This is a genomic window from Streptomyces sp. NPDC002868 (assembly GCF_055563295.1).
Genome location: NZ_JBVHDR010000009.1, coordinates 247341 through 273918, shown reverse-complemented (window position 1 = coordinate 273918; position 26578 = coordinate 247341). Strand labels below are relative to the sequence as shown.

Here is a 26578-nt window from a genome sequence, read left to right as displayed (position 1 = left end):
GACTATGCGTCAGTTAACTGTCCAACGAGCAGGAGCGGGGCTCGGCGATGCTTGGATCGACTCACGGCACCCTCACCACCGACCTCCGCGCCCGCGTTGTGGCCTGCGGCGAATCACCGCACACCGTTGTGCACGGCACCGCCACCGACGGTGATCTGGATGTCAGCGGGCGACCGCTGTACGCGCCCGTGCCCGATCTGGACCGGTTCTTCCGGCCCTCGTCCGTCGCCGTCGTCGGGGCGTCCGACGGCGACGGGCGGCCCAATACCGGGATCACGCGGCAGCTCGTCGACTGGGCCGAGCGCGTCGGCGCGCGGCTGTATCCCGTGCATCCGACCCGGGAGAGCGTCTTCGGGCTGCGCTGCGCGCCGTCCGTCGGCGAATTGCCCGAGCAGATCGACCTCGCCGTGCTGCTGGTCGGCGACCCGCTGCCGGTGATCGAGGAACTCGCTGAGGCCAAGGTGAAGTTCGCCGTGGCCTTCGCCTCCGGGTACGCCGAGACCGGCGAGCAGGGCGCGGCCGCCCAGACGCGACTGGCCGCCGCGGTGGAGCGCTCGGGGCTGCGGCTTCTTGGCCCCAACACCAATCTGAACGCCTTCGAGAAGTTCCGGGACGACCTGGACGGGCCGGCGATCGCGCTGATCACCCAGTCCGGACACCAGGGGCGGCCCGTCTTCACCATGCAGGAGCTCGGCGTACGGCTCTCCCACTGGGCGCCCACGGGCAACGAGGCCGACCTGGAGACCGCCGACTTCATCTCGTACTTCGCCGAGCGGCCCGAGGTCGGGGCCATCGCCTGCTACGTCGAGGGGCTCAAGGACGGGCGCTCCTTCCTGCTCGCCGCCGACCGGGCCGCGCGGCGCGGGGTACCGGTGGTCGCGGTCAAGGTCGGGCGGACCGAGACCGGGGCGCGGATGGCCGCCTCGCACACCGGCAAACTGACCGGCGCGGACCAGGTGGTGGACGCGGCGATGCGGCAGTTCGGCGTGATCCGGGTGGACGGGCTCGACGAACTCCAGGACACCTCAGCGCTGTTGGCACGGGCGCGCAGGCCCGTGGCCGACGGCGTCGTCGTCTATTCGATCTCGGGCGGCACGGGCGCGCACTTCTCGGACCTGGCGACCGCGGCGGGGCTGCGGCTGCCGCGGCTCCCCGAGGCCAAGCAGGCCGAACTGCACGAGTGGATACCGCCGTATCTGAGCGTCGCGAACCCCGTCGACAACGGCGGGCATCCCGTGGGCGACTGGCGCGGGCGCAAGATCATCGACGCGATCCTGGCCGACCCACAGGTCGGGGTGCTGATCTGCCCGATCACCGGCCCCTTCCCGCCGATGAGCGACAAGCTGGCGCAGGACCTGGTGGACGCGGCGGAGGCCACGGACAAGCTGGTGTGCGTGGTGTGGGGGTCGCCGGTGGGCACGGAGGCGGCGTACCGCGAGACGCTGCTCGGGTCCTCGCGGGTCGCCACCTTCCGCACCTTCGCCAACTGCATCACCGCCGTCCGCGCCTACCTGGACCACCACCGCTTCAGGGCCGGCTACCGCTCCCCCTTCGACGAGGCGCCGCGCACCCCGTCCCTCTCCTTCCGCAAGGCGCAGGCACTGATGCGCCCGGGCAAGCAGCTGAGCGAGCACGCGGCGAAGCAGCTCCTTCGGGCGTACGGCATCCGCGTGCCGCGCGAGCAGCTGGTGACCAGCGCGGCGGCGGCGGTCCGGGCCGCGGGACTGGTCGGCTACCCGGTCGTCATGAAGGCGTCGGGGACGCAGCTCGCCCACAAGACCGAACTGGGCCTGGTCAAGGTCGGGCTGACCTCGGCCAGCCAGGTCCGCGACGCCTATCGCGAACTGACCGACATCGCCCGCTACGAGGGCGTCGACCTCGACGGGATCCTGGTCTGCCAGATGGTCGAGCGGGGGGTCGAGATGGTCGTCGGAGTCACCCAGGACGCGCTGTTCGGTCCGACGGTGACGGTCGGCCTCGGCGGGGTGCTGGTGGAGGTGCTGCACGACGCGGCCGTACGCGTACCGCCCTTCGGCGAGGACCAGGCACGCGCGATGCTCGGCGAACTGCGCGGCCGCGCGCTGCTGGACGGTGTCAGGGGCGGCCCGCCGGTGGATGTGGACGCGCTGGTGGAAGTGGTGCTGCGGGTCGAGCGGATGGCGCTGGAGCTGGGCGACGAGCTGTCGGAGCTGGACATCAACCCGCTGATGGTGCTGCCGCGCGGGCAGGGCGCGGTGGCGCTGGACGCTCTGGCGGTGTGCCGGTAAGTCCCCCGCCCGCCTCACGAATCGGAGCCGTACCCCCATGACTTCCTCCCCCGAAGAACCCGTTGATCACGTTGATCACGTTGAGTCATTGATACAGCACGCCACTGACAACGGCGTCTCGTGGATCACGCTCAATCGCCCCGAAGCCATGAACGCGGTCACCTGGGACCAGCGGGAGAGGATCATCGCGCTGCTCGCCGCCGCCTCCGCCGACCCAGCGATCCGCGCCGTCGTCATCGCCGCCACCGGCAAGGGCTTCTGCGCCGGCGCGGACCTGCGCGGGACGCCGCCGGCCGGCCGGGATCGGATCCCCGGGGACGTGGCGCGGACGATCCGGCTCGGCGCGCAGCGCCTCATCGGGGCCGTACTGGACTGTGAGAAGCCCGTGATCGCGGCCGTGAACGGGACCGCCGCAGGCATCGGCGCGCATCTCGCCTTCGCCTGTGATCTCGTACTGGCTGCGGAAGAGGCCAAGTTCATCGAGGTGTTCGTACGGCGCGGGCTCGTCCCGGACGGCGGCGGGGCGTATCTGCTGCCGCGGCTGGTCGGGCCGCAAAGGGCCAAGGAGCTCATGTTCTTCGGCGACTCGCTGCCCGCAGCGGAGGCCGAGAGGATCGGGCTGGTCAACCGCGTCGTGGCGGCGCACGAGCTGGAGAAGACCGCGCGCGAGTGGGCGGAGCGGCTGGCGGCCGGGCCGACGAGGGCGATCGCGCTCACCAAGCAGCTGGTGAACGCCTCGCTCGACGCCGACCGGGCCGCAGCCTTCGCCGCGGAGGCTGCCGCGCAGGAGGTCAATATGACGACTCGGGACGCGAACGAGGGCGTGGCGAGCTTCGTGGAGCGCCGCACGCCTCAGTACCGCGGGCTCTAGCCACAGCGAGTTCCTCGAACGCCACGCGCAACGCGCCCCAGCCGGGGCCGAGTTGGGGACAGACCGGTTGCCTTTCTGACATGGCACCGTCATCCTGAACACACGAGTCTACTCGTGTAGATCGTTCTGTACCACGGCTCTCACGCTCCATCCGAATGCGACCCCGGAATACCCCCCACTCGCTTCAGGAGGACCTCTTGAGCAGTAGACGTGCCCGGCCCAAACTCCTTGCCGGTGCCATCATTTCCGTCACCTGCCTGGCCGCCGTCCAGCTTGCCGCGTTTCCCGCGGCAGGTGCCCCGGCGGACACTGCGGCTGCTGACCGGGCGACTGCCTCGGCACCGCCGTCACGCACAGCAACCTCGGCCGCGGTCAGCCGCATCGAGGACCGGACCGCCCGGGCGGTCGCCGCTTCGCTCGCCGACGCGGTCTGGCGCTCGCAGGTGCGTGATGCGGCCCTGGGCGCCAGGCAATCTGATCTGCGCGCGCTGACCGGCCGGGCCACCGTGGCGCAGGCCGGCAAGCGCCTCACGTCCTCGCTGGTCTCGGCCGATCGGCAGATCGCCGCCGCCAAGGGCCTCGGCGCGGACACCGGCTCCCTACTGCGGCTGCGCCTGGGCGCAGACTCGATGCGCAAGCACCTCAAGGCCGGCGCCGTCCCGCTCGTCGCCGCCGCCACGGCCGACGACCGTGCCAAGACGATCACCGCTTACGACAGCCATGGCGCCGCCCACACGCTGGACGCGCGCAAGACCCCCGACCGGCCCGTCTATGTGCTCGACATCGACGAGTCCAAGGCCATTGCGGCGGGCATGAAGGTCATGCGCCAGGAGTTCAGCAAGCACGGCCTGACCGTGCCGCAGGCGAGCACCGCCGGTGCGGGCTTCTGGACCACGCGTATTACCGGCGTGGCGCTCTCGGACGACGAGGAGCCCTGGGTCAAGGGCGACGCCGAGGTCTACTCGCTCGTGACCGGCTTCGGCCTGGACGGCAAGGTCCGCGTCGACCCGGTCGACATGCCCTACCTGGACAAGGACGGAGTGGTCTACCACCCCAACCAGATCCTGGTGAACTGGTCCAACTACAAGTACAACCTCGCCGACGCCGTGATGATGGAGGAGGACGGCAGCACCAACTACCGCGACCTCGCCAAGGCCATCGCCGGCATCCTGCTCACCATCGCCGACCAGGGCGCCTACATCCCGTTGGTCAACGCGGTCCTGGACGCCATTCCCGACGACTGGTGGACCGACGACCCGGACTACGTCGACTCCTGGTACACCCTGGCCAAGAACGACACCGGCCGCCGCGCCGGCGCCCGCGCGAACGGCTGGATGACAGTCGAGCCGTACTACGTCCAGGGGTTCTGAGACCTCGTCCGACCCACCGCTCGCAGCCTTTCTTCTGAAGCGCTCGCTGAGCCGCTGAAGCGCTTCCTGCGACGGCCCCTGCGGCCGGGCTGAATGCCTCGCCACAGGGGCCGTTGGCACCAGCTCACCAGACCCCTCTGCTCTAGTCGTCGACAACCGCCAGGTCGAGCTCGCCGATGAGTTCGGGGTCGGCGAGGATGTCGATCCCGACGATCTTCCCGTCCCTGATCGTGAAGTCGAAGACGATCCGCGGCTTTCCGCCCGGAGCCCACAGGGCCCCCGCCGCCCCGTCCACCAGCGCCGGCTGCGCCATCCGGGCCCGCCCCGAGAAGGTGTCGGCCACCGCCTGCGCACCACGGACCTGCTCCGCCGCGCCCGCGGAAACGGCGGCGCGGTCGGCCCGGAGCACGACATGCGGATCGAGCACGGCGAGCAGCGCGTCGAAGTCACCGCCGCGCGAGGCGGCGAGGAAGGCGTCGACGACCTCGCGCTTGCGACCGAGGTCGACCTCGGGAACCGGGGTCGACCCCTGCACCCGGCGGCGTGCGCGGCTGGCGAGCTGCCGTGCCGCGCCCGGAGAGCGCTCCACGATGTTGGCGATCTCGTCGAAGGGCACGGCGAACATGTCGTGCAGTACGAAAGCGAGCCGCTCCGCCGGTGCCAGCGTGTCGAGTACGACGAGCAGCGCGAGCCCGACCGAGTCGGCCAGCACCGCCTCCTGCTCGGGGTCGATCCCCCCGGCCCCTTCCGCACGGCTCACGACCGGCTCGGGCGCATGCGTGTCCAGCGGGTCCTCACGCCGTGAGGTGCGCGACCGCAGCATGTTCAGCGACACCCGGCCGACGACTGTCGTCAGCCAGCCGCCCAGGTTCTCGACCCCGCTGGTGTCGGATCGGCTGATGCGCAGCCAGGCTTCCTGAAGGGCGTCGTCCGCCTCACTCGCCGAGCCGAGCATGCGGTAGGCCACGGCCCGCAGATGGCTCCGGTGCGCCTCGAACCGCTCAGCCAGCCGCTCGCGCTCGTCCATCGGTCACATACCTCCGTCGCGTCGTGTCACAGCAATGACCGACGAAACCCATCCGATGTGACAGGGGGACGCAATGCAAGCACCGATGCGTACGGGCTGCACGGGCACTCTTCCCATCTGACGCACCGTCAGGTTCAATGGGGATGTGATGGGACACGCAGGGATGGCGGCCACCGCCGTCCGATACCTCAGGTCCGTGGGGGCTCCCACGGCCACGGACCCGGCCACCGACCCGGCCAGCGAGCCGTTCGACGTACTCCCGCGCCCCGATCTGCGGGCCGTCGGCGATGACGAGCGGCTGCCCGTCGAGCCGGCCGAATTCCGGCGCGTGCTGGGGCACTTCGCGACCGGCGTCACCGTCGTCACGGCGCACGACGAGGACGGTCCCGCCGGCTTCGCCTGTCAGTCCTTCGCGTCCCTGTCGCTCGATCCGCCGCTGATCGCCTTCATGGTCGCCCGTACGTCCACGACCTGGCCGCGCATCGCCCGCGCCGGGGCCTTCTGCGTCAACGTCCTTGGCACGCACCAGGGCGAGCTGTGCCGGGGGTTCGCCGTCAGCGGCGCGGACAAGTTCGCCGGGGTCATCCACACCGCATCACCCGCGACCGGGTCGCCGCTCCTCGACTCCGTACCGGCCTGGATCGACTGCACGATCCAGGCCGTGCACACCGGGGGCGACCATCTGATCGTCGTCGGCCGCGTGGCGGCGCTCGGTGCGGACGACGAGGCAGCGCCGCTGCTCTTCCACCGGGGGAAGTTCGGGCGCTTCAGCCCCTGACCGGGTCTTCCGACCCCTTCTGCAACGACACCGGCGGCAGCGCGGTCAGCGGCCTGCGCCGGATCACCAGTGCCATCAGCGCCGCCGCCGCGCACAGCGCGCCCGACGCGTACCAGATCACGTCGTACGAGCCGAAGACGTCCCGCGCCAAACCGCCCGCGAAGGCGATGACCGCCGCGCCCACCTGGTGCGATGCCAGCACCCAGCCGAACACGATCGCGCTGTCCTCGCCGTAGTGCTCGCGGCACAGGGCGATCGTCGGCGGCACGGTCGCCACCCAGTCCAGGCCGTAGAAGACGATGAAGAAGATCATCGGCGGGTGGACGGACGGGGCGAGCAGCATCGGCAGGAAGAGCAGTGAGATCCCGCGCAGCGCGTAATACACCGCCAGCAGCCGCCGCGCCTCGAAGCGGTCCGTGAACCACCCCGACGCGATCGTGCCGACGACATCGAAGACACCTATCACCGCGAGCAGCGACGCGGCCGCCGTGATCGGCATGCCGTGGTCGTGGGCGGCGGGTACGAAGTGGGTTTTGACGAGGCCGTTCGTCGACGCGCCGCAGATCGCGAAGGTGCCCGCCAGCAGCCAGAACGGCCCGGTGCGGGCCGCCTTGAACAGCACCGTGACCGCGCGGCGGGCCGCGCCCGGCACCGGGTCCGGCTTCGGGGTGAAGCCCTCCGCGCCGTACGCGGCGATCCCCACGTCCGCCGGGTGGTCCCGCAGCAGCAGCCAGACGAAGGGGACGACGGCCAGCGCCGAGAGCGCGACCGTGATCGAGGCCGGGCGCCAGCCGTGGTTCTCGACCAGCCAGGAGAGGAGTGGGAGAAAGACGAGCTGGCCGGAGGCGCCGGCTGCGGTGAGGATGCCGGTGACCAGGCCGCGCCGCTGCACGAACCAACGGTTGGTGACCGTCGCGGCGAACGCCAGCGCCATCGAGCCGCTGCCCAGGCCGACGAGGATGCCCCAGTAGAGGACGAGCTGCCAGGACGTCGTCATGAAGACGGTGAGCCCGGAGCCGACCGCGATGACCGTGAGGGCTATGGCGACCACCCGGCGGATGCCGAAGCGGTCCATCAGCGCCGCGGCGAACGGCGCGGTGAGCCCGTACAGCGCGAGATTGACCGAGACCGCGAAGCCGATCGTGCCGCGCGACCAGTCGAACTCCTCGTGCAGCGGCTCGATCAGCAGACCGGGCAGCGAGGCGAAGGCCGCGGCGCCGATGATCGTCACAAAGGTGACGGCGGCGACGAACCACGCACGGTGGACACGGGTGCGTGGAGGGCGGCGAAGGGGCAGTCTGCCGTGCTGCGGCTCGGTTGTCTGGGTCACGTCACCCAGCATCCGGGGAGCGATCAACCGCAACGAGTGGCCCGGAGGACAGTGTTCGATAGGATCGGGCCATGGGTGATCTAAAGGGCATCAAGAGGCATCGGGTCGTCGTGCTGGCCCTGACCGGGCTGCTCCCCTTCGAGCTGGGCATTCCGCACCGGATCTTCGGCCGTGCCAAGGACACGGACGGCCACCCCCTGTACGAGGTCGTCACCTGCTCGGTCCGGCCCGGTCCCGTCCGCACGGACGCAGACTTCGACATTCACGTCGAGCACGGCCCCGAAGCGCTGGCCACCGCCGACACCGTCGTCGTCCCCGCCTCGTACGAACTGGGCCCGGTCTACGAGGAGGGCCGGCTCACCCAAGAGCTGGCGGCCGCCCTCGCGCACATCCGGCCCGGCACCCGCATGGTCTCGATCTGCACCGGCGGTTACGTCCTCGCCGCAGCCGGGCTCCTCGACGGCCGGCCCGCCACCACCCACTGGTCCTCCGCCGAGCACTTCCAGCGGCTCTTCCCGTCCGTCAGGGTCGACGCGGACGTCCTCTTCATCGACGACGGTGACGTGCTCACCTCGGCGGGAGTCGCGGCCGGAATCGATCTGTGCCTGCACATCGTGCGGCGTGACCACGGCACGGCCGTCGCCAATGAGGTCGCGCGCCGTACGGTCGTACCGCCGCACCGGGACGGCGGTCAGGCCCAGTACATCCACCGGCCCGTCCCCGAACCGCAGTTGGCGACCACCACCAGCGCGCGGGCCTGGGCGCTGAGCCGCCTCCACGAGCCGATCCAGCTGCGTGACATGGCCGACCAGGAGTCCATGTCGGTACGGACGTTCACGCGCCGCTTCCGCGAGGAGGCAGGCATCAGCCCCGGCCAGTGGCTGACGCGGCAGCGCGTGGAGCGGGCCCGGCATCTGCTCGAATCCACGGATCTCTCCGTCGATCAGGTGGCGAGGGACGCGGGCTTCGGCACGGCGCAGTCGATGCGCCAGCACCTGCAGGCGGCGCTGGGCGTCCCGCCGACCGCGTACCGGCGCGCTTTCCGCGCCGCCGCTGGAGGGTGAGGGGCTGGGGGCCCAGAGCTCAGAACGTCAGCACGCCGCGCGCCACCCGCCCGTGATGCGCGTCGTCCGCCGCCTTCGCGAAGTCCTCGATCGGGTAGATCTCGGTGACCAGTTCGTCCAGCAGTAGCCGGCCCTGCCGGTACAACTCGGCGTACAGGGCGATGTCGTGCTGCGGGCGCGAGGAGCCGTAACGGCAGCCCAGGATGGACTTGTCCAGGAACATCGCCGCCGGCACGAAGCTCGCCTCCGCCGTCGCCGCCGGCATGCCGAGGAGGATCGCCTGGCCGTGCCGGTCGAGCAGCTCGATCGCCTGCCGGATCAGCCCCACATGCCCGACGCACTCGAAGACATGGTCGGCGCCGGCCGGCAGGATCTCCCGTACGCCCTGTGCCGACGCGAGGAAGTCCGTCGCCCCGAACTGCCTGGCCACCGCCTCCTTCGCCGGGTTCGAGTCGACGGCGACGATCGCGGACGCGCCCGCGATCCGCGCACCCTGTATGACGTTCAGGCCGATGCCGCCGGTGCCGATGACGACGACGGTGTCACCGCGGTCGACCATCGCGCGGTTCAGTACGGCGCCCACCCCCGTCAACACCCCGCAGCCGATCAGCGCGGCCGAGGTGAGGGGCAGGTCGGCGGGGATCTTCACCGCCTGGACGGCCTTGACGATCGTGCGTTCCGCGAAGGCGGAGTTGGAGGCGAACTGGAAGAGTGGCTCACCGCCGCGGGAGAAGGGCCGGCCGGGGCGGCCGATCGCCTTGCGGCACATCGTGGGGCGGCCGCGGTCGCAGTCCGCGCACGCCCCGCAGTTGGCGAGGGTGGACAGCGAGACATGGTCGCCGGGGGCGACGTGGCCGACGCCCGCGCCGACCGCCTCGACAACACCCGCGCCCTCGTGCCCGAGCACGACCGGCACGGGGAAGGGGATCGTGCCGTCGATCACGGACAGGTCGCTGTGGCACAGCCCGGCGGCGGCGACGGCGACCAGCACCTCGCCGGGGCCCGGCTCCCGTATCTCCAGATCGTCGACGACCTGGGGCTGCGTGCCGTCGAAGACGACGCCTCTCATCGGGGCTCCCTCGGTAGGCCGAGCACCCGCTCGGCGATGATGTTGCGCTGGATTTCGTCCGAGCCGCCGTAGATGGTGTCGGCGCGGGTGAAGAGGAACAGGCGCTGAATGGCGTCGAGTTCGTACGGGCTCTCGCTGCTCCAGTCGTACGGGCCTGCGGCCGCGCTCGTGCCCCGTACGGCCATGGCGAGCTCGCCGAGCCGCTGGTGCCAGCCGCCCCAGAGCAGCTTGGCGACGCTGGGGCCGCCGGGGGCGCTGGGAGCGCCTCGGTCGCCCGAACTGCCCAGGGTCCGCAGGGCGTTCCACCGCATGGTGCGCAGCTCGGCCCACTGCCGTACGAGCCGGTCGCGCAGCACAGGATCGCTGACCGCGCCGCTGTCGACAGCCAGCCGCACGACCCGCGTCAACTCCTCGGCAAAGCCGATCTGTTGGACGAGAGTGGAGACCCCGCGCTCGAATTCGAGCAGGCCCATGGCGACGTGCCAGCCGTTGCCCTCGCCGCCGACGACATGCTCGGCGCGGGCCTCGGCGCCGTCGAGGAAGACCTCGTTGAACTCGCTGGTTCCGGTGATCTGCCGGATGGGCCGTACGTCGATACGGCCCGGCTGGTCCATCGGGACGAGCAGGAACGACAGCCCGTGATGCCGCCGGGATCCCTCTTCGGTCCGTGCCAGTACGAAGCACCAGTCGGCGTCCTGCGCGAGGGAGGTCCAGATCTTCTGCCCGCTGATCCGGTAGACGTCCCCGTCGCGTACGGCCGCCGTCCGCACTCCGGCGAGGTCGGACCCTGCGTTCGGCTCGCTGTACCCCTGGCACCAGAGCTCGTCGCCGCGTGCGACGGCCGGCAGGAAGCGGTCCTGCTGCGCCTGGCTGCCGTACGCGATCAGGGTGGGCGCGAGGAGGTTCTCCCCGATGTGCCCGAGGCGGCCGGGGGCGCCGGCGCGGGCGTACTCCTCGGCCCAGACGACCTGCTGGGTGAGGGTGGCCTGGCGGTTCCCGTACACGCCGGTGTCCCAGCCGAGCCCGATCCACCCGTCGCGGCCGAGCTCCCGCTCCCAGGCGCGGCGCGCGTGGACTCGCTCGTGCTCGCTCCCGGGCCCGCGGAGGCCGGCGGGGCCGGCGAACTCATCGGTCATGTGCTCGGCGAGCCATGACTGTGCGTCTCTGCGGAACGCGTCGTCTGGCGGCCCGAACGCGAAGTCCACGTCTCCTCCAAGGAGTTGAAGTCCCCCTACCCTCCCCCCTACGCCCTGGCGGGCGTGGGGGGACCCCCACTTCCCGAACTGGGGGCAAGCCCCCAGACCCCCCTAGGCCCTTCGGGCCTGTCCTCAATCGCCGGACGGGCTTGAATTTCCGCCCGTCCGGCCGAAACTTGAAGCCCGCCCGGGCAAATCCAGCCCCGCCGGCGTTTGAGGCGTGGTCCCGGACGCGAAATCAAGCCCCTCCGGCGATTGAGGAGCGGGGTCCGGGGCGGAGCCCCGAATCCAGCCCCGCCGGCGATTGAGGCGCGGGGTCCGGGGCCGGGCCCCGGCTAGCCGTTCGGGCGGGCCCTCCTCGCCGCCGCTCGCGCCATCTCCTCCAGGTGCGCCAGCATCGGCATCGGGTCCACCCCCACCGTTCCCGGCAGGAAGTCCGCGATCTTCTCCGGGGTCCATGCGCCCTCCGTGTAGCCCGCCCGGAGTTCCCTCGGCTGGGCCCACACCGCGATCTTCGGGCCGGCGATTGTGTAGACCTGGCCCGTGATCCGCTCCTCCCGGGCCCGTTCGGAGAGCAGATACACCACCAGCGCCGCCACATCCTCCGGCTCGCCGATCTCCTTCAGCTCCATCGGGACGTTCGCGGACATGCGCGTACGGGCCACAGGGGCGATCGCGTTCGCCGTCACCCCGTACTTGTTCAGGCCCAGCGCCGCGCTCCGGACCAGGGAGATGATTCCGCCCTTCGCGGCGGAGTAGTTCGCCTGCGCCACGCTGCCCTGGTGGTTGCCGCTGGTGAAGCCGATCAGCGTGCCCGTGCCCTGTTTGCGCATCACCGCGGACGCCGCGCGGAAGACCGTGAAGGTGCCCTTCAGGTGGGTGGCCACGACCGGGTCCCACTCCTCCTCCGACATGTTGAAGAGCATCCGCTCACGCAGGATCCCGGCCACGCATACGACCCCGTCGATACGGCCGTACTCCGCGAGCGCGACGTCGATCAGTCGCTGCCCCCCGGCCATCGTCGCGATGTCGTCGGCCACCGCGACCGCCTCTCCGCCGGCCGCGACGATCTCCTTGACGACCGCCGACGCGACCTCCGACGTCGGCTCGCCGCCCTCGATCGAGACGCCGTAGTCGTTGACGACGACCCGCGCCCCCGCCGCCGCAGCGGCCAGTGCCACCGCCCGGCCGATGCCGCGCCCGGCACCCGTTACGGCGACGACCTTGCCTGCCAAGAAGTTCCCCACGTCCGGCCCCTTCCCGCGGTTTCTGACGGACCGTTAGATTCTACGGTCAGTCGGATACCCGAGCACAAGCCCCAGGAGGCCCGATGTCACTCCCGGCCGAGTTCCACGAGATCGCCAAGCGCGTGAACAACTGGGGACGTTGGGGCGCCGACGACGAGATGGGAACCCTGAACCTGATCACCGACGAGGTGGTACGGGAAGCAGCCACAGCCGTCCGCGGCGGACGGAGAATCCCCCTCGCGCTGCCGCTCCACCAGGACGGCATCCAGACCGGCATGATTCCGGGGCGGGTCAACCCCCTCCACACCATGGTCCAGATCAACCAGGAGCTCTTCGGCCCGGGCACGGTCGCCACCAGCGACGACGCCGTGACAATGGGACTTCAGGCCGCCACCCACTGGGACGCCCTGACCCATGTCTCCCACTCGGGGAAGATCTACAACGGCCGCCCCGCCGACACCATCACGCCCCACACCCGCGCCCAGTTCAGCGGCATCGACAAGGCCCCGTACATCGTCTCGCGTGGCGTGCTCCTCGATGTCGCGCGCGCCAAGGGTCTCGACCGGCTGCCCGGCAATCACGCCGTCACGCCAGAGGACCTGGACGAGGCCGCCGAGTTCGCCGGCCTGACCGTCGAACCCGGTGACATCGTTCTCGTACGGACCGGACAGTTGCAGGTCGCTCTCGTCGGCGACAAGCACGGCTACGGATATCCGTCCCCGGGTCTGTCCGTCCGCACCCCCGAGTGGTTCCACGCCCACGACGTCGCCGCCGTCGCGAACGACACCCTCACCTTCGAGATCTTCCCGCCCGAGATCGAGAACCTCTGGCTGCCCGTGCACGCCCTCGACCTCGTCGAGATGGGCATGCTCCAGGGACAGAACTGGAATCTGGAGGACCTGTCCACAGCCTGTGCGGAGGAGCGGCGGTACGCGTTCCTGCTCTCCGCGATGCCCGAGCCCTTCGTCGGCGGTACCGGAACCCCCGTCGCCCCGGTCGCGATCCTGTGAGGCCCGCCCTACGGCGCGGTGACGAAGCCCCGCACCGCCGGCTCGTACGCGATCTCCGGCGCACCCCTGTCCACCTCGCACCAGATGGACTTGCCCGCGCCCTCCGGCTGCCAGCCCCACCGGTCGGCGAGGCCGTCGACCAGCTCGAGCCCGCGGCCGTTGGTGTCATCACCCTCGGCGTGGCGCGGCTTCGGCGGGCAGGCGCTGATGTCGGCGACCTCCACCCGTACGGTCCCGGCCTCCGCCGCACCCGCGCCGAAGAGCATCCGCAGCACCGCCGGACAGCCGGTGTGGACGACCGCGTTGGTGACCAGCTCCGAGATCAGCAGGATCAGCGTGTCGGCCAGTGGCTCGTCCCCTATGCCTGACCCGGCGAGCCGCGAACGGGCCCACCTCCGGGCGCGTCCCACCTCCGCGGGGTCGGGCCCGACTTCCAACTGAACCAGAAGCACCTGCACCGCTCACACCATCCGAACCGGCGGACACATCGCCTCGCGCCTCGACAAGGTCCTCAACCAGGTCACCGAACGTGACTCCCTTGCAAGACAGCATGGTTGACGTACAGTCACCGCAACAAGCGCTTCGGGCATATTCCAGCGCGAAGGAGTACCCGTGGTGCATACTGTGCGACGCACGTTGCGGGGAGTCGAACAGAGGCTCGCAGCACGCGCGCGCACCGGGTGAACGGCGCGCATTCCCGGGCCCGGAGTCGCCGCACCGGCAACACCGTGACAACCCTGCCTCGGAACCACTCGCATCCCACGGAGGGTACCGGAGCAGGTCCCCGACTCCGGGCCGTGACGAGTCGCTCGAAGGACACAACCCGGTATCGACGCCCATACTCGACACCCGGTCAACGCTCGGTGACGCTTCAGAGTGCTGAGGCCAATGCCTCCGCCTGGATCTCCTCCGCCTCCGCCGCCGTCAGCCACATCTGCGCGCGCAGCCAGGCCCGCTTGAGGTGCAGATGCACGTCCGCCTCCCATGTGAAGCCCATTCCGCCGTGCACCTGGAGGCAGTCTCGTGCGCCCTGGACCGCGGCCTCGTCGGCGAGCAGTTTGGCGCCGGCGATCTCGGTGAAGTCCTCGGTGACGGCCGCCGCGTAGACGGCGGCGCGGGCCACCTCCGTACGTACGAGCATCTGGGCACACAGGTGCTTGACTGCCTGGAAGCCACCGATGGGCTGCCCGAACTGTTCGCGGTCCTTGGCGTATTGCACGGCCGTCTCGGTGGTGCGGGCCGCGCTGCCGAGCTGCTCTGCCGCGGTGAGGAGCACGGCGTCCGGGCGCGGCGGGGCCTTCGGCGTCCCGCCCGGGATCCGGTGCAGCGGAGTGAGCGGGTCCATGGACCGTACGGGCCGGGCCGACGGCAGGTCCTTCGGATACCGGACCCGCATCGAGGTGCCATGGATGACGACGACGGCGTCCGAGTCGGCGAAGTGCGGGACCAGGGCGCGCAGTTGCGTGGCGCAGGTGATCACACGCGTGCCGTCCGCAGCGCCCGGCAGCCCGCCGCACGCGGCCAGATGGGTCGCCAGGAGCGGCCCGTTCAGCAGCGCCCGGCCCGCCTCCTCGAAGACCAGGACCGCCTCGGGCAGGCCGAGCCCCACCCCGCCCTCCTCCTCGGGCAGCCGCAGCGAGAAGAACCCGGCCGCGCCGAGCTCCCGCCACAGCTTCCGGTCGACCGTGCCCTTGTGGTCCACGGCGGCCCTGAGGGCATCACGCCCGAAGCGGCCGGCCAGCAGCTCCCGTACACCTCTTTGCAGCGCGCGCTGGTCGTCCGTCAACTGGAAGTCCATCAGCGCCCCTTCGGGAGGCCGAGGATCCGCTCGGCGACGATGTTCCGCTGGATCTGGGAGGTACCCGCCGCGATGGTGTACGAGAGGGAGGAGAGCCGGTCCGCGGTCCACTCCCGGTCGAGGTCGAAGGCGTCGGGTCCGAGTACCTCGGCGGCCGTGTCGTACAGCTCCTGGCGTGCGTGCGAGTAGCGGAGCTTGAAGACCGAGCCGCCTATGCCGGGTACGCCGCCCGTCCTCTGGGACTCGCTGACGTTCCACTGGGTGAGCCGCCACAAGGCGCGGAACTCGGCATTCAGGCGGCCAAGCCTGCGGCGCAGCTCCGGGTCGTCCCAGGTGCCGTTCGCGCGGGCGGCGGCGGCCAGTTCGCCCAGCGTGCGGCGGCAGGCGACGACCTCGCCGACGAAGGCGGTGCCGCGCTCGAAGGAGAGGGTGACCATGGTGACGCGCCAGCCGTCGTTCTCCCTGCCGACCCGGTCCGCGACCGGCACCCGGACCTCGTCGAGGAACATCTCCGCGAACTCCGCCGACCCGGCCAGCGTCCGCAGCGGTCGTACGGTGATCCCGGGCGCGTCCATCGGCATGGCGAGCCAGGTGATGCCGCGGTGCTTGGGCGCCTCGGGATCGGTCCGTACGAGCAGCTCGCACCAGTCGGCGACCTCGGCGTGCGAGGTCCAGATCTTGGAGCCGGTAACGACGTACGAGTCGCCGTCCCGGACAGCCCTTGTACGCAGCGACGCCAGATCGGAGCCCGCGTCGGGCTCGCTGAAGCCCTGGCACCACACCTCGTCGCCACGCAACACGGGCGGCAGCCAGCGGGCGCGCTGCTCGGCCGTGCCCTCCGCGGCGATGGTGGGGCCCGCGTGCAGCAGCCCGACGAAGTTCGCGCCGACGTAGGGCGCGCCGGCCAGCTCCGTCTCCTCCAGGAAGATCAGCCGCTGGGTCGGGGGCGCGTCCCAGTGCACTTCGCCGTACCCGGCGTCGTACAGCATCCGCTGCCAGGTGGTGTCGTACGCACGCCGCCCGGGCCAGTCCAGCGGGCCGGGCTTCGCGGGCAGCTTCGGCAGCGACACGGCCAGCCATTCGCGCAGCCGTGCCCGGAAGTCCTCTTCCTCGGCGGTGTACGTGAGGTCCACTACCGGTCCAGGTCCAGGTCCAGGTCGAGGTCGAGCATGCGGATCGCGTTGCCGCGCATCAGCTTGTAGACCGTCTCGTCGTCCAGGCCCTTCATGTGGTCGAGGGCGACTTCCTTGGTGTGCGGGAAGGTCGAGTCGACATGCGGGTAGTCGGTCTCGAAGGTGGCGTTGTCGCGGCCGACGACGTCCAGCGAGGCGACCCCGTGCTTGTCGCGGAAGAAGCAGCAGAACATCTGCCGGTAGTAGTACGTGGAGGGCGGCTCGGGGATGAGGTCGCGCACCCCGCCCCACGCCCGGTGCTCCTCCCACACATCGTCGGCGCGTTCCAGGGCGTACGGAATCCAGCCCATCTGGCCCTCGCTGTACGCCAGCTTCAGCCGCGGGAACTTCACCAGCACGCCGCTGAAGAGGAAGTCCATCATCGAGGCCATGGCGTTGTTGAAGCTGAGGGATGCCTGCACGGCGGGCGGCGCGTCCGGCGACGCGGCGGGCATCTGGGAGGACGACCCGATGTGCATGTTCACGACCGTGCCGGTCTCCTGGCAGATCGCGAAGAACGGGTCCCAGTAGCCGGAGTGGATCGACGGCAGCCCGAGATGGGTCGGGATCTCGGAGAAGGTCACGGCCTTCACACCGCGCGCGGCGTTGCGCCTGATCTCCGCCACCGCCAGGTCGACGTTCCACAGCGGGATGATGCACAGCGGGATGAGCCGGCCGCCGCTGTCCCCGCACCACTCCTCGACCATCCAGTCGTTGTAGGCGCGTACGCAGGCGAGCGCGACCTCCTTGTCGTGCGCCTCCGCGAAGGTCTGCCCGCAGAAGCGCGGGAAGGTCGGGAAGCAGAGCGAGGCCTCGACATGGTTGAGGTCCATGTCCTTGAGGCGTTCCTTGGGGTCCCAGCAGCCGGGCCGCATCTCCGCGCGGGTGATGCCTTCGAGGGTCATGTCGTCGCGGTCGAAGCCGACAGCGGCGATATTGCGCTTGTACGGGAACTTGAGATCCTCGTAGATCCACCAGTCGGTCGGCGGGCCATCGGGATCCATCGTGATCTGGTACTTGCCCGCGACGTAGGCGAGCTCGCCGATGCCCGCGGTCAGCGGCCTGGGCCCGCGGTCCTGGTACTTGGCGGGCAGCCAGGTCTCGAAGAGGTGGGCCGGCTCGATCACATGGTCGTCGACGCTGATGATCCGAGGCAGTTCGGTCATGGTGTCCCCTACGAGAGTTTCTGATGACCCGTCAGAAATCAGGCTAGCCCCGCACCCCTGGACCGACAAGGCGGTGAGCCCTACGCTCTCCGCACGATCTGACTACCCGTCAGGAATGCGCCGGCCATGGAGGGATACGGGCATGACCGAGACCCCACACGCACTGGGCGAATCGCGCACACTCTGGGAACTCGTCCAGCGCAGGGCGGCCCTCACCCCGGGCCGGCCCGTGCTCCTCCAGGACGACCGCGCCCTCACCTTCGGCGCCCTGCGGGACCGCTCCGAGCGGGTCGCAGCCGGGCTGTGGGAGCTGGGCGTACGGCCCGGCAGCGTGGTCGCCTGGCAGCTGCCCACGCGGATCGAGACGGCGCTGCTCTCCTTCGCGCTCGCCCGCATCGGAGCCGTACAGTCGCCGGTCATCCCCTTCTACCGGGACCGCGAGGTCGGCTTCGCGCTACGGGAGTCGAAGGCCGCCTTCTTCTCCGTGCCCGGCACCTGGCGCGGCTTCGACCACACCGGCATGGCACGCCGTCTCGCGCTGGAACTCCCCGAACCGCCACTGGTCTTCGATGCGTACGACACCCTGCCCGACGCCGACCCCGCGGTGCTGCCGCCGCCGCCCGCCTCCGGGACGGACGTACGGTGGATCTACTGGACCTCGGGCACCACATCGGACCCCAAGGGCGTGCTGCACACCGACCGTTCGCTGATCGCGGGCGGCTCCTGCCTCGCGCACGCGCTGCACCTGTCGTCCGACGACGTCGGCTCGATGGCCTTCCCCTTCGCGCACATCGCGGGGCCCGACTACACGGTGATGCTGCTGCTGTACGGCTTCCCCGCGGTGATGTTCGAGCACTTCGCGCTGCCCGAAGCGCTGGAGGGCTACCGCAGACACGGCGTCACGGTCGCGGGCGGCTCCACCGCGTTCTACTCGATGTTCCTCGCCGAGCAGCGCAAACAGCCGGAGCGCAAGCTGATCCCCAGTCTGCGGCTGCTGGCCGGGGGCGGGGCGCCCAAGCCGCCGGAGATCTACCACGCCGTCGTACGCGAGATGGGCTGCCAACTCACCCACGGCTACGGCATGACCGAAGTCCCCATGATCACCATGGGCGCGCCCGACGACACCGCGCACAACCTCGCCACGACGGAGGGGCGGCCGCCGGAGGGCATGGAGATACGGATCGTCGACGGCGAGGTGCGGCTGCGCGGCGAGGCGGTCTGCCGGGGCTATCTGGATCCGGTGCAGAGCGCCGCGGCCTTCGACGGCGAGGGGTTCTTCATCACCGGCGACCTGGGACACCTCACCGATTCCGGGCATCTGGTCCTCACCGGCCGGCTCAAGGACGTCATCATCCGCAAGGGCGAGAACATCTCCGCGAAGGAGATCGAGGACCTGCTGCACGAACACCCGGCGATCGCGGACGTGGCGGTAATCGGGCTGCCGGACTCGGAGCGCGGCGAGCGGGTGTGCGCGGTGGTGGTGGAACAGGGGGTCGTCGCCGGGGGGTTGAGCCTCGGCGCGGTCACGGAGTATCTGCGGGGGCGGGGGCTTTCGGTGCACAAGCTGCCGGAACAGCTGGAGATCACGGATGCGTTGCCGCGGAACGAGACGCTGCGGAAGGTACTGAAGTACAAGCTGAGGGAGCGGTACGCCTGAGGTACGCCTTGTCCTCAATCTCCCCCGGACTTCGTCCGGGGGACCCCCAACGGGCTTGAAAATCAAGCCCGTCCGGAGATTGAGGACCGGGGTCCGGGGCGGAGCCCCGGCGGGCGGTCTACGGCTCGGGCGTGACGTAGTACGACGCGAAGGCGGAGAGGATCTCCTCCTCGCTGATCCGGCCGTCGCCGTCCGCATCCAGCGCCGCCGCCACCTTCGCCGCGACGTCGGCCTCCACGCCCAGCACCCGCAGCACCCGCTCGGCTGCCGACGGGGTCACGCCGCCGCCGTCCTCGTCGGCGATGGCGATCACGGCATGAAGGAAGGGGCGGGCGATCCCGGCGAACCGCTGGGGGTTGTCGCGCAGTCTCTTCACCGCACCCGTGATGAACTCCTGGCGGGTGACCCGCTGGTCGCCGTCCACATCGGCGATCCCGGCCATGCCCTGCCAGAACGCCTCCGCACCGCTGTACAGGGCCTGGCCCTTGTCGCAGCGTGCGGTCGTGTCGAACTCGGCGAGCAGGGCCTTGGCGGCCCCGCTGAAGTCCTCACGGTCGATATAGCCATTGCCGTCCTGGTCGAAGGCGGCGAAGCGGGAAGCGATCTTGCGCTCGTACTCTGCGCTGTCCATGCGGCGAGGGTACGGCCCCGGACGCTGACGCGTGCAAGTACCCAGCCAATTACGTGACGGCGACATCAGGGCGACGGCCTGGTGACGGACAGACAGTCACCGGGTGACTACGGTCAGGCGGAGAGCGGCTCGGCCTCCTCGTCGGTGGCCGAGCCGGCGTCCGCGTACACCTCGAAGAGACGGCGCACCCCGAGGGCCGCCAGCACCCGGTTGACGTGCGATCCTTCCTCGGCGCCGCGGGCGGGCAGGACCAGCCGGAGCCTGCCCTGGCATGAGCGCAGCAGGCGGCGGGCGGCGATCAGCTGGCCGACGCCGCTGGAGTCGCAGAAGAGCACCTCGGAGAGGTCGAGCACCAGATCCCGGCGGCCGACGGCGACCGCGTCATGGACATGCTGGCGGATCACCGGCGAGGAGACGAGATCGAGCTCGCCGCAGACGTGCAGCACCGTCCATGCGCCCTGCCGGGTCTCGTCCACCTTGAGCATCACGACCCGACCTCTCCTCGTACCGGAATCCGCGCTTCCTGTGGCGGCTGCCCAGCCGTACTCGCGCGAAACACAGACCGTGAGGCTCCTACCATCCCGGGGCGCCTCGGGGCGCGCTCTTGCCGCAAAGGGTCGTGCGTCCGCGGCCGCGCGCATTACATTCGAAGAGGCGACAGGCACAGGGGCAAGGCTTGGGGGCCGTATGGCAAAGGACGCACCACCGCGCTGGGACCGCAAGATGCAGCAGCGGCTCTCGCGCGGAGAGGCCGCCGCGCTCGGGGAGCTGTACGACAGGTTCGCGTCGCTCGTGCACATGCTCGCCCACCGGGTTCTCGACGACGACGAGGCCGCCGACCAGGTCACCCGCGAGGTCTTCGGCTACATCTGGGAGAACCCTGACGCGTACGACCCCAAGCAGGGCTCGATGCGCTCCTGGGTGGCGAAGATCACCAACAGCCAGGCGGTGTACCGGCTGCGGAAGACCGAGGCCGCCGCGCTGGCGGAAAGCGGCGAGGGCACGACGGAGGAGCTGGAGCAGAAGGTGCGCAGGGCGGCGGTCGCGGCCCGCGCCGACTACATCGTGACCTCCATGCCGGCGCCTCTGCGCGCCGCGCTGGAACTCGCGTACTTCCAGCGCAGGGACTACCGCCAGACCGCGGCCGACCTCGGAGTCACCGAGGACGAGGCCAGGCGCCGGCTGCGGCTCGGCCTCCAACTGCTGTCCACCGCCAACACACGCCCGCTGGAGGGCTCGTCCCCGCCCGGATACGGACGCTCCTTGTGAACGGCCCGCTGGACGGCGGCCACGGCGACGACGACGGCCGCGACGGGATGCGGGGCACGCCGCGTATACCGGGGCCGCGGTCGGCGGCGGACGATCTGGACGCGCTGGACGTGCCCGCGCGCCTGCTGCCCGAAGCGGCCGCCCCAAAGCCCGAATTGCCGCCCGAGACAGGCGGCGGAACGGTCGGCCGAACTGGCGATGGGACGGGCGATGGACCGCGCAAGGGCGAGCGCCGGTCCCACAGCGTGCTGAAGTCCCTGCTCGGCGCATGGGCGCTGTCCGCCTGCTCGGCCGAGGAGACCGCGGCCGTCGAGGAACACCTCGGCGACTGCGCACCCTGCGCGGAAGAGGCCCTGCGGCTGCGTGACGCCGTCGCGCTGCTGCACACCGACCGGGACCTGGACCTCGACCCGCTGCTGCGGTTCCGCGTCCTTGAGAACTGCCTGGGGCGCAGGCCCGCCCGTATCCCGGTGCCCACCTGGGCGAATCCGTACGACGCCGAGACCGCGCGGCTCGACGCGCTGCTGCGGGACATCGGCGAGTCGGAGTGGCATGCGCCCGTGCGCCTCAAGTGGTTCGAGGGCGAACGGCAGGTGAGCCGCCGGACGACCGTGGCCGGGGTGATCGCGCATCTGATGACCGTCGACGGTCTGGTCGCGGGCACCCTGGGTCTGGACGATCCGCTCGGACCGAACGCGCCGAGAATGCCGACCGAGCGCACCGAAGCATTCTGGAGCACGGCCGGTCGGCCGCCCACCCGCACCATCCGCGAGCCGTGGCGCGACCAGAGCCACACGCTCATCCGCACGGTGTCCTTCGCGGGCCGCGGAGTCGCCGAACTGTCCGTCTCGTACGGTGACTTCGCCCTGCCACTGCAGGATTCCCTGCTGGACCGGGCCTTCGAGTGCTGGATGCACGCGGGCGACATCGCGGACGCGGTGGACTATCCGTACGAGCCGCCCAGCGGCTCCCATCTGCACCGGATGATCGACCTGGCGGCGCGGCTGCTGCCCGCGGCACTCGCCGACCGCAGACGCGCGGGCCTCGCCGGACCCGCGAAACATCTGGTCGCTGCGGGTGCGCCGGGCCGTTCGCTGCATCTGGAGGTCGAGGGCTCGGGCGGCGGGAACTGGTACATCGCGCTGGACTCCCCGGCGGCCGTCGGCTCCGCGGAACAGACCGTGGCCCAAGTGGCCCTGGACGGCGTGGAGTTCTGTCGCCTGCTGGCGGGCCACATCTCGCCGGAGGAGGCCGCGGCGGGCCAGGACGGGGACCGCGAGGCGATCCGGGACGTGCTGTTCGCGGCGGCGTCGCTGAGCAGGCTCTGACCTCCCCGCGTCAGCTGAGGTCGCCTGACCCCTTCCTCGCCGGCCTCCAGTCCGCGGAGGTGCTCCCCGCCGCGTCGGGCGCCGTGGGTGTGCGAGGGCCGCGGATGCCAAGACAGCGCGGGCTCTTGCACGAACGGGCTCGTGCCCGGCCACAGGATCCCGTGCCGCGCGAGCCGCAGGTCTACTCCCCGCCCACCCGCACGTTCGGGTCCCCGTCGCGCCCCTGTGGCTTCAGCTCGATCTGGATCGTGTGCGTCGTGTCCCGCGCCGCCGTCCCGCCGGCGCCCGCCGTGACCACCCCGATCCGCAACTCGGCCCTGCCGCTGCCCTCGCGCCTGACCTGCACCGCGAACTCCAGATTCACCCTCTCCACACTGAATTTGAGATCGCGCCCCTCACCGGCCCGCTGCGCCCGCTCCAGCTCGTCCCGGACCTGTCCGATCACCTCGGCGAGCCCGGCCACCGCGGCATCGTCACGCACAGCCATCGCGTCCCCCGTCTCCTGTAGTTATCGTTGAGCAGTATGAGGGAGCCGTTGCGTGCGTCCAACTCCTCTTCGCATGAGGAGAGTTGGCGGGTCTGTCTGCTGCGTACGCAAGACCGGGCGGGCCGCCCGCTGGGCGCCGGGGTGCTGCTCCCCGGGGGACTGGTGCTCACCTGCGCCCATACGGTGCTGTCGCGCCCCGGCCAGGACGGTGCCCGCACCCCCATCGACACCGTGTACGTGGACGGTCCCGGCGCCGCCCTGTCCGGCGACGGGCCGGGCCCCCTGCGCGCCCGGCTGCTGCGGGAGTATCTGGTTCTGCCCACCCCGCACTTCAGCGGCGACCTCGCCCTGCTCAAGCTGGACCACGAGCCGTCCGTGCCGCACGCCGTGCTGCACCGCCAGATCCCGGCGCGCAATGAGCCGGTGCACTTCACCGGCTACCCGGAAGACCTGCCGGGCGGCGAGCATCTCGACGCCCGGCTGATGGGGCGCGGCGGGCCCGCGCCCAAGCCCGAGTGGGTGCAGCTCGACACGGAGGGCTCCTCGTACGTCGTCCGGCACGGCTACAGCGGCAGCGGGGTCGTCCACAGCCGCTCACGCCGGCTCATCGGCATCGTGGCCCACCAGTTCGGCACTCCGCAGGCGCCCGTACGCCGTGAGCACGCGTACATGATCCCGACCGAGACCGTGCTGAAGTATCTGCCGCTGGAACGGCTCGGGCTGACGGTCAACGGACCCCGTGCCGTCTCCCGCGACGTGGCCGTCGCCCCCGACAGAACCGCCTCCGGCCGGGTCCCCGGCCTGCATCGCAGGCTGACCCGCTGGCTGGACGGCGCTGCGGACACCGACCCCGTCGAGCTGGCCTTCGCCGGTGAGGGGGAGCACGCGTTGCTGCACACCGTCCGCTCCGCCCTCACCCTCGCCGACCGGGAGCAGAGCCCGCCGTCCGCGTCCGCGAGTTCGGCGGGCGAGCCGCAGGTGGGCAGTATCGACATCGCCGTCGACGCCACCAACCGCACCGCCGAGGAGCTCGCCGTCCACGCCGCCGACCGGATCGGCCTGGACGACCCGCCCCCCTCCCGTACACCCCACACCGAGCTGCTTGACCAGATCGCCGACGCGAGCCCGCCTCTGATCGCCGCCTTCCTCGCCGTCGACCGGTCCGCGTCGCCGGACGCGGAGATCGTGGGGCTGCTGCGCGCGCTGCTCGCCCGCGGCGACAGCCGGCTGCTGCTCGTCTTCAGCGACCCGCGCTCGCCGCTGCTCACCCGGGTACGCGCAGAGCTCCTGGAACCCGCGTGGCCCGACCGCCGCGCCGACCGGCTCGCCGCGCGTATCACCCGGCTCGCCGAGACCGAACAGCGCTTACGGCAGCTGCCCGGGCATCCGGCCACGGCGGGCCGGCCGACACCGCGCCGCCCCGACGACCGGTCCCCACGGCTGCGCGGGCGGCTCCAACAGCTTCGCCGCGGCGGCCTCTTGTACGACTCGCCCGCCCTGCCTCACGAGCTGTTCCGGCTCGCCGTCGACATCGAGACGGCGCTGCTGGATGCCGAGGCGGCCGAAATGACCCTGGCCGGGCCGCTGGGCCCGCACGAGTTCGTCGTGGACCCGCCCGGCGACGGGCTCACCGATCTGCCGGTCGTCGCCGTGCGCGACCCGGACGCGCTCGTCACCGCACCGGCCGGGCCCCATCTGACGGGCGGCGACCGGCTGCACCAGCAGTACGAGGTCGTGGGCCCGATCGGCCAGGGCAGCCACGGGCAGGTGTATCTCGCCCGCGATCTGCTGCTCGACAACCGTCCGGTGGCGCTCAAGGGGATCCTCGACCCGGGAAACCCCGCGGCCGTCCTGCAGGCGCATCAGGAGCGGCTGCGGCTGGTCAGCCTCAACCATCCGTCCGTGATCCGGGTGGTCAACTACGCGCGTCATCCGTCGACTTCGGCGGAGTTCATTGTGATGGAGTTCGCCGACGGGGCGCCGCTGGAGTGGGTCGCGGCCCGGATCGCCCAGCACCGTCCGCCGTTCTCGGGGCCCCGGGTGCGGGAGTTCATCGTCGTGTACGGGCTGCTCATCCTGGACGCGCTCAGCTATCTGCACGACCAGGAGGGCCTCGTCTACGGCGATCTGTCCCTCACCAACGTCCTGCACTGCGGCAACGGCATCAAACTCATCGACGTCGCGGGCGTCCGCAGGCCCGGCACGCCAGGACCGGTCAGCCATCGGCCGCCGGAGACCGGCCCCGCGGGCGAGATGACGACCGCGGGCGACCTCTACAGCGTCGGCGCGGTCCTCGGCTCGCTGCTCGCCAAGGCCCCCGCGCCGCCCGCCGACCTCGGCACCGTGTCGCTGGAGCGTGCGCTGCGGCGCGCCATGGCGAGCGATCCCAAGCGGCGTTACGCATCCGCCCAGGAGATGGCCCTCCAACTGCGCGGTGTGCTGCGCGAACTGCGTTCCCTGCGGCTCGGCGAGGAGACCTTCGAGCCGTCCCCGCTCTTCGACCGGGCCGCCACCGCCCTGGACGGTCAGCTCGGCAAGGCCCCGCCGCTGAGCCGCTGGCGGGCAGGCGGCGCCGGCGGCTACCTCCTCGGTGCGGGGGTGCCCGACCCGGCCGAGGTGGCGGTGGCCCTGCCCATGCCCAAGCCGGACCAGCAGGACCCCAACTGGAAAGAACTGCAGCGCACTTCGTACACCGACTCGGCTGGTCTGCTCCAGCTCAGCGACGAGTGGCTGGCCTCCCCCGAGCTGCATCTGCTGCGCTGCCGGCTCCATCTGAAGCTCGCCCGCGACCAGGTGCGCCTGGGGACACCCCCAGCGGTAGCCGGGGCGGGTAGCCGGGGGAGGGACCAGCAACTGGTCGCCGCGGCGATGGAGCTCGACCGGGCCCGCCGGCTGCTCGGCGAGCGCGCGGACTACGACTGGCGGCTCGACTGGCACCGGGGGCTCACCGAGCTTGCCCACGGCCGGCTGCACCGGTCCCTGACCTGCTTCGACGAGGTGTACTACGCCATCCCGGGCGAGTACGCGCCGAAGCTCGCCCTCGGCTACTGCCACGAAAGGCTGGCGGACGAAAGGCGCGGCGCGGACGACGACGGCACCCCCGGGGCCGCGGCCCGGGAGGACCACGAGCAGCAGGCCATGCAGTTCTACGACGCGGTGTGGCAGCGCAACCACGCACTCGGCAGCGCCGCCTTCGGACTCGCCCGCATCCATCTCGCCCGGCGCAGCCCGGATCTGGCCCTCGCGTACCTGGACGGTGTGCCCCCGGACTCCCGGCACCGCACCGCGGCGCGCACGGCGATGGTCCGCATCCACGCCAGCCCGCCCGCGGACGGGAGCGTGCCGACGGTGGCATCGGCGGTGCGCGCGTACGCCGCGCTGCGCCTGCTGGTCAGCCATGAGGGGCTCACCGACCGGCAGGCGTACGAACGGCTCACCGCGGAACTCCTGGAACTGCTCCTCGAACTGGTCGGCGCCGCACGGGAGAAGACCGACCCGCTGACCGACCCGCTGACCGAACTGCGCGCCTCGCTGCCGCCCGGGATGCCCGTCCCGGCCACCGAACGGGAGCTGCGCGAGCAACTCTCCGCCAACTACCGCAAGCTGGCCAAGCAGGTGCCGCGCACCGACCGCGCGGAGGACTCGGCGCTCGCGGAGGCGCTGCTCGACAGCGCGTACCGGACCCGTCCGCTGGGTCTGAAGCACTACCGGGACCGGAACCCCGACCGGGACCGGGCGCCGCGGCCCCTGACCGCGTGGCTGCCCCGCCGCCCGCGGCTGCGCGCGCCGGGCGATGACGCATGAACGACCCGAATCGGCGGCTCCGTCCCGCGCCGGCGCG

At 71.2% G+C, this 26578-nt stretch carries 22 protein-coding genes; 10 read left to right on the top strand and 12 right to left on the bottom strand.

Annotated elements, in window-relative coordinates:
* The first annotated feature begins 47 nt into the window (after positions 1–47).
* The 3 genes from ACZ3H8_RS26550 to ACZ3H8_RS26540 all read left to right on the top strand — a co-directional run bounded on the left by ACZ3H8_RS26550 (position 48) and on the right by ACZ3H8_RS26540 (position 4508).
* Positions 48–2267: an acetate--CoA ligase family protein gene (locus tag ACZ3H8_RS26550; RefSeq protein WP_467405930.1), complete on the top strand. Its 2220-nt coding sequence runs from the start codon at positions 48–50 to the stop codon at positions 2265–2267.
* Positions 2268–2304: 37 nt separating this feature from the next.
* Complete coding sequence (locus tag ACZ3H8_RS26545; protein WP_467405928.1) at positions 2305–3138, top strand: enoyl-CoA hydratase/isomerase family protein; 834 nt, start codon at positions 2305–2307, stop codon at positions 3136–3138.
* A gap of 197 nt (positions 3139–3335) precedes the next feature.
* The gene (locus ACZ3H8_RS26540) at positions 3336–4508 is read left to right on the top strand and encodes a DUF3103 family protein (RefSeq protein ID WP_467405926.1); all 1173 of its coding nucleotides are present in this window, start codon (positions 3336–3338) and stop codon (positions 4506–4508) included.
* 142 nt (positions 4509–4650) lie between these two features.
* On the opposite strand, the gene ACZ3H8_RS26535 is transcribed toward ACZ3H8_RS26540, so the two are convergent.
* On the bottom strand, positions 4651–5535 hold the full coding sequence (locus tag ACZ3H8_RS26535; RefSeq protein WP_467405924.1) for a sigma-70 family RNA polymerase sigma factor: 885 nt from the start codon (positions 5533–5535) through the stop codon (positions 4651–4653).
* 163 nt (positions 5536–5698) lie between these two features.
* On the opposite strand from ACZ3H8_RS26535, the gene ACZ3H8_RS26530 reads away from it, so the two are divergent.
* On the top strand, positions 5699–6313 hold the full coding sequence (locus tag ACZ3H8_RS26530) for a flavin reductase family protein (RefSeq protein WP_467406148.1): 615 nt from the start codon (positions 5699–5701) through the stop codon (positions 6311–6313).
* On the opposite strand, the gene ACZ3H8_RS26525 is transcribed toward ACZ3H8_RS26530, so the two are convergent.
* Positions 6303–7655 carry an MFS transporter gene (locus tag ACZ3H8_RS26525; RefSeq protein ID WP_467405921.1) on the bottom strand — a complete coding sequence of 451 codons (1353 nt, stop codon included), beginning with the start codon at positions 7653–7655 and terminating at the stop codon, positions 6303–6305. The genes ACZ3H8_RS26530 and ACZ3H8_RS26525 overlap by 11 nt on opposite strands.
* Before the next feature lie 59 nt (positions 7656–7714).
* Between ACZ3H8_RS26525 and ACZ3H8_RS26520 the strand changes: the two genes are divergently transcribed.
* Positions 7715–8707, top strand: a complete 993-nt coding sequence (locus ACZ3H8_RS26520; protein ID WP_467405919.1) for a GlxA family transcriptional regulator — start codon at positions 7715–7717, stop codon at positions 8705–8707.
* A 19-nt stretch (positions 8708–8726) separates the two neighbouring features.
* Here the strand turns inward: ACZ3H8_RS26520 and ACZ3H8_RS26515 are convergent, their stop codons facing one another.
* From ACZ3H8_RS26515 to ACZ3H8_RS26505, 3 genes are all read right to left on the bottom strand, one after another.
* Positions 8727–9776: a Zn-dependent alcohol dehydrogenase gene (locus tag ACZ3H8_RS26515; protein WP_467405917.1), complete on the bottom strand. Its 1050-nt coding sequence runs from the start codon at positions 9774–9776 to the stop codon at positions 8727–8729.
* Positions 9773–10981 carry an acyl-CoA dehydrogenase family protein gene (locus ACZ3H8_RS26510; RefSeq protein ID WP_467405915.1) on the bottom strand — a complete coding sequence of 403 codons (1209 nt, stop codon included), beginning with the start codon at positions 10979–10981 and terminating at the stop codon, positions 9773–9775. The genes ACZ3H8_RS26515 and ACZ3H8_RS26510 overlap by 4 nt, the downstream gene beginning before the upstream one ends.
* 326 nt (positions 10982–11307) lie before the next feature.
* Complete coding sequence (locus ACZ3H8_RS26505; protein ID WP_467405913.1) at positions 11308–12219, bottom strand: SDR family NAD(P)-dependent oxidoreductase; 912 nt, start codon at positions 12217–12219, stop codon at positions 11308–11310.
* A gap of 83 nt (positions 12220–12302) precedes the next feature.
* Here ACZ3H8_RS26505 and ACZ3H8_RS26500 point away from each other — a divergent pair, with 83 nt between their 5' ends.
* Positions 12303–13229, top strand: coding sequence for a cyclase family protein (locus tag ACZ3H8_RS26500; protein WP_467405910.1), 927 nt, complete (start codon positions 12303–12305; stop codon positions 13227–13229).
* 8 nt (positions 13230–13237) lie between these two features.
* On the opposite strand, the gene ACZ3H8_RS26495 is transcribed toward ACZ3H8_RS26500, so the two are convergent.
* From ACZ3H8_RS26495 to ACZ3H8_RS26480, 4 genes are all read right to left on the bottom strand, one after another.
* Positions 13238–13687: an ATP-binding protein gene (locus tag ACZ3H8_RS26495; protein WP_467405907.1), complete on the bottom strand. Its 450-nt coding sequence runs from the start codon at positions 13685–13687 to the stop codon at positions 13238–13240.
* A 413-nt stretch (positions 13688–14100) separates the two neighbouring features.
* Complete coding sequence (locus ACZ3H8_RS26490) at positions 14101–15027, bottom strand: acyl-CoA dehydrogenase family protein (protein ID WP_467405905.1); 927 nt, start codon at positions 15025–15027, stop codon at positions 14101–14103.
* Positions 15027–16160: an acyl-CoA dehydrogenase gene (locus ACZ3H8_RS26485; RefSeq protein WP_467405903.1), complete on the bottom strand. Its 1134-nt coding sequence runs from the start codon at positions 16158–16160 to the stop codon at positions 15027–15029. The genes ACZ3H8_RS26490 and ACZ3H8_RS26485 overlap by 1 nt, the downstream gene beginning before the upstream one ends.
* Positions 16160–17365: an amidohydrolase family protein gene (locus tag ACZ3H8_RS26480; protein WP_467405900.1), complete on the bottom strand. Its 1206-nt coding sequence runs from the start codon at positions 17363–17365 to the stop codon at positions 16160–16162. Before ACZ3H8_RS26480 ends, ACZ3H8_RS26485 begins: the two co-directional genes overlap by 1 nt.
* A 142-nt stretch (positions 17366–17507) precedes the next feature.
* Between ACZ3H8_RS26480 and ACZ3H8_RS26475 the strand changes: the two genes are divergently transcribed.
* The gene (locus tag ACZ3H8_RS26475) at positions 17508–19022 is read left to right on the top strand and encodes a class I adenylate-forming enzyme family protein (RefSeq protein ID WP_467405897.1); all 1515 of its coding nucleotides are present in this window, start codon (positions 17508–17510) and stop codon (positions 19020–19022) included.
* A gap of 118 nt (positions 19023–19140) precedes the next feature.
* Here ACZ3H8_RS26475 and ACZ3H8_RS26470 read toward each other — a convergent pair whose 3' ends face one another.
* Together ACZ3H8_RS26470 and ACZ3H8_RS26465 are read right to left on the bottom strand one after the other, a co-directional pair.
* Positions 19141–19653 (bottom strand): EF-hand domain-containing protein, encoded by a 513-nt coding sequence (locus tag ACZ3H8_RS26470; RefSeq protein ID WP_467405895.1) that lies wholly within the window; start codon positions 19651–19653, stop codon positions 19141–19143.
* A 113-nt stretch (positions 19654–19766) separates the two neighbouring features.
* On the bottom strand, positions 19767–20141 hold the full coding sequence (locus ACZ3H8_RS26465; RefSeq protein WP_307662763.1) for an STAS domain-containing protein: 375 nt from the start codon (positions 20139–20141) through the stop codon (positions 19767–19769).
* A 199-nt stretch (positions 20142–20340) separates the two neighbouring features.
* Between ACZ3H8_RS26465 and ACZ3H8_RS26460 the strand changes: the two genes are divergently transcribed.
* Positions 20341–20922 (top strand): sigma-70 family RNA polymerase sigma factor, encoded by a 582-nt coding sequence (locus ACZ3H8_RS26460; RefSeq protein WP_398986903.1) that lies wholly within the window; start codon positions 20341–20343, stop codon positions 20920–20922.
* A 47-nt stretch (positions 20923–20969) separates the two neighbouring features.
* Positions 20970–22250 carry a maleylpyruvate isomerase N-terminal domain-containing protein gene (locus tag ACZ3H8_RS26455; RefSeq protein WP_467406147.1) on the top strand — a complete coding sequence of 427 codons (1281 nt, stop codon included), beginning with the start codon at positions 20970–20972 and terminating at the stop codon, positions 22248–22250.
* A 181-nt stretch (positions 22251–22431) separates the two neighbouring features.
* Here the strand turns inward: ACZ3H8_RS26455 and ACZ3H8_RS26450 are convergent, their stop codons facing one another.
* A complete protein-coding gene (locus tag ACZ3H8_RS26450) occupies positions 22432–22737 on the bottom strand; it encodes a trypco2 family protein (RefSeq protein WP_215094765.1) in 306 nt (101 codons plus the stop codon).
* Positions 22738–22773: 36 nt separating this feature from the next.
* Between ACZ3H8_RS26450 and ACZ3H8_RS26445 the strand changes: the two genes are divergently transcribed.
* Positions 22774–26541, top strand: a complete 3768-nt coding sequence (locus ACZ3H8_RS26445; RefSeq protein ID WP_467405891.1) for a tetratricopeptide repeat protein — start codon at positions 22774–22776, stop codon at positions 26539–26541.
* The last annotated feature ends 37 nt before the right edge of the window (positions 26542–26578 follow it).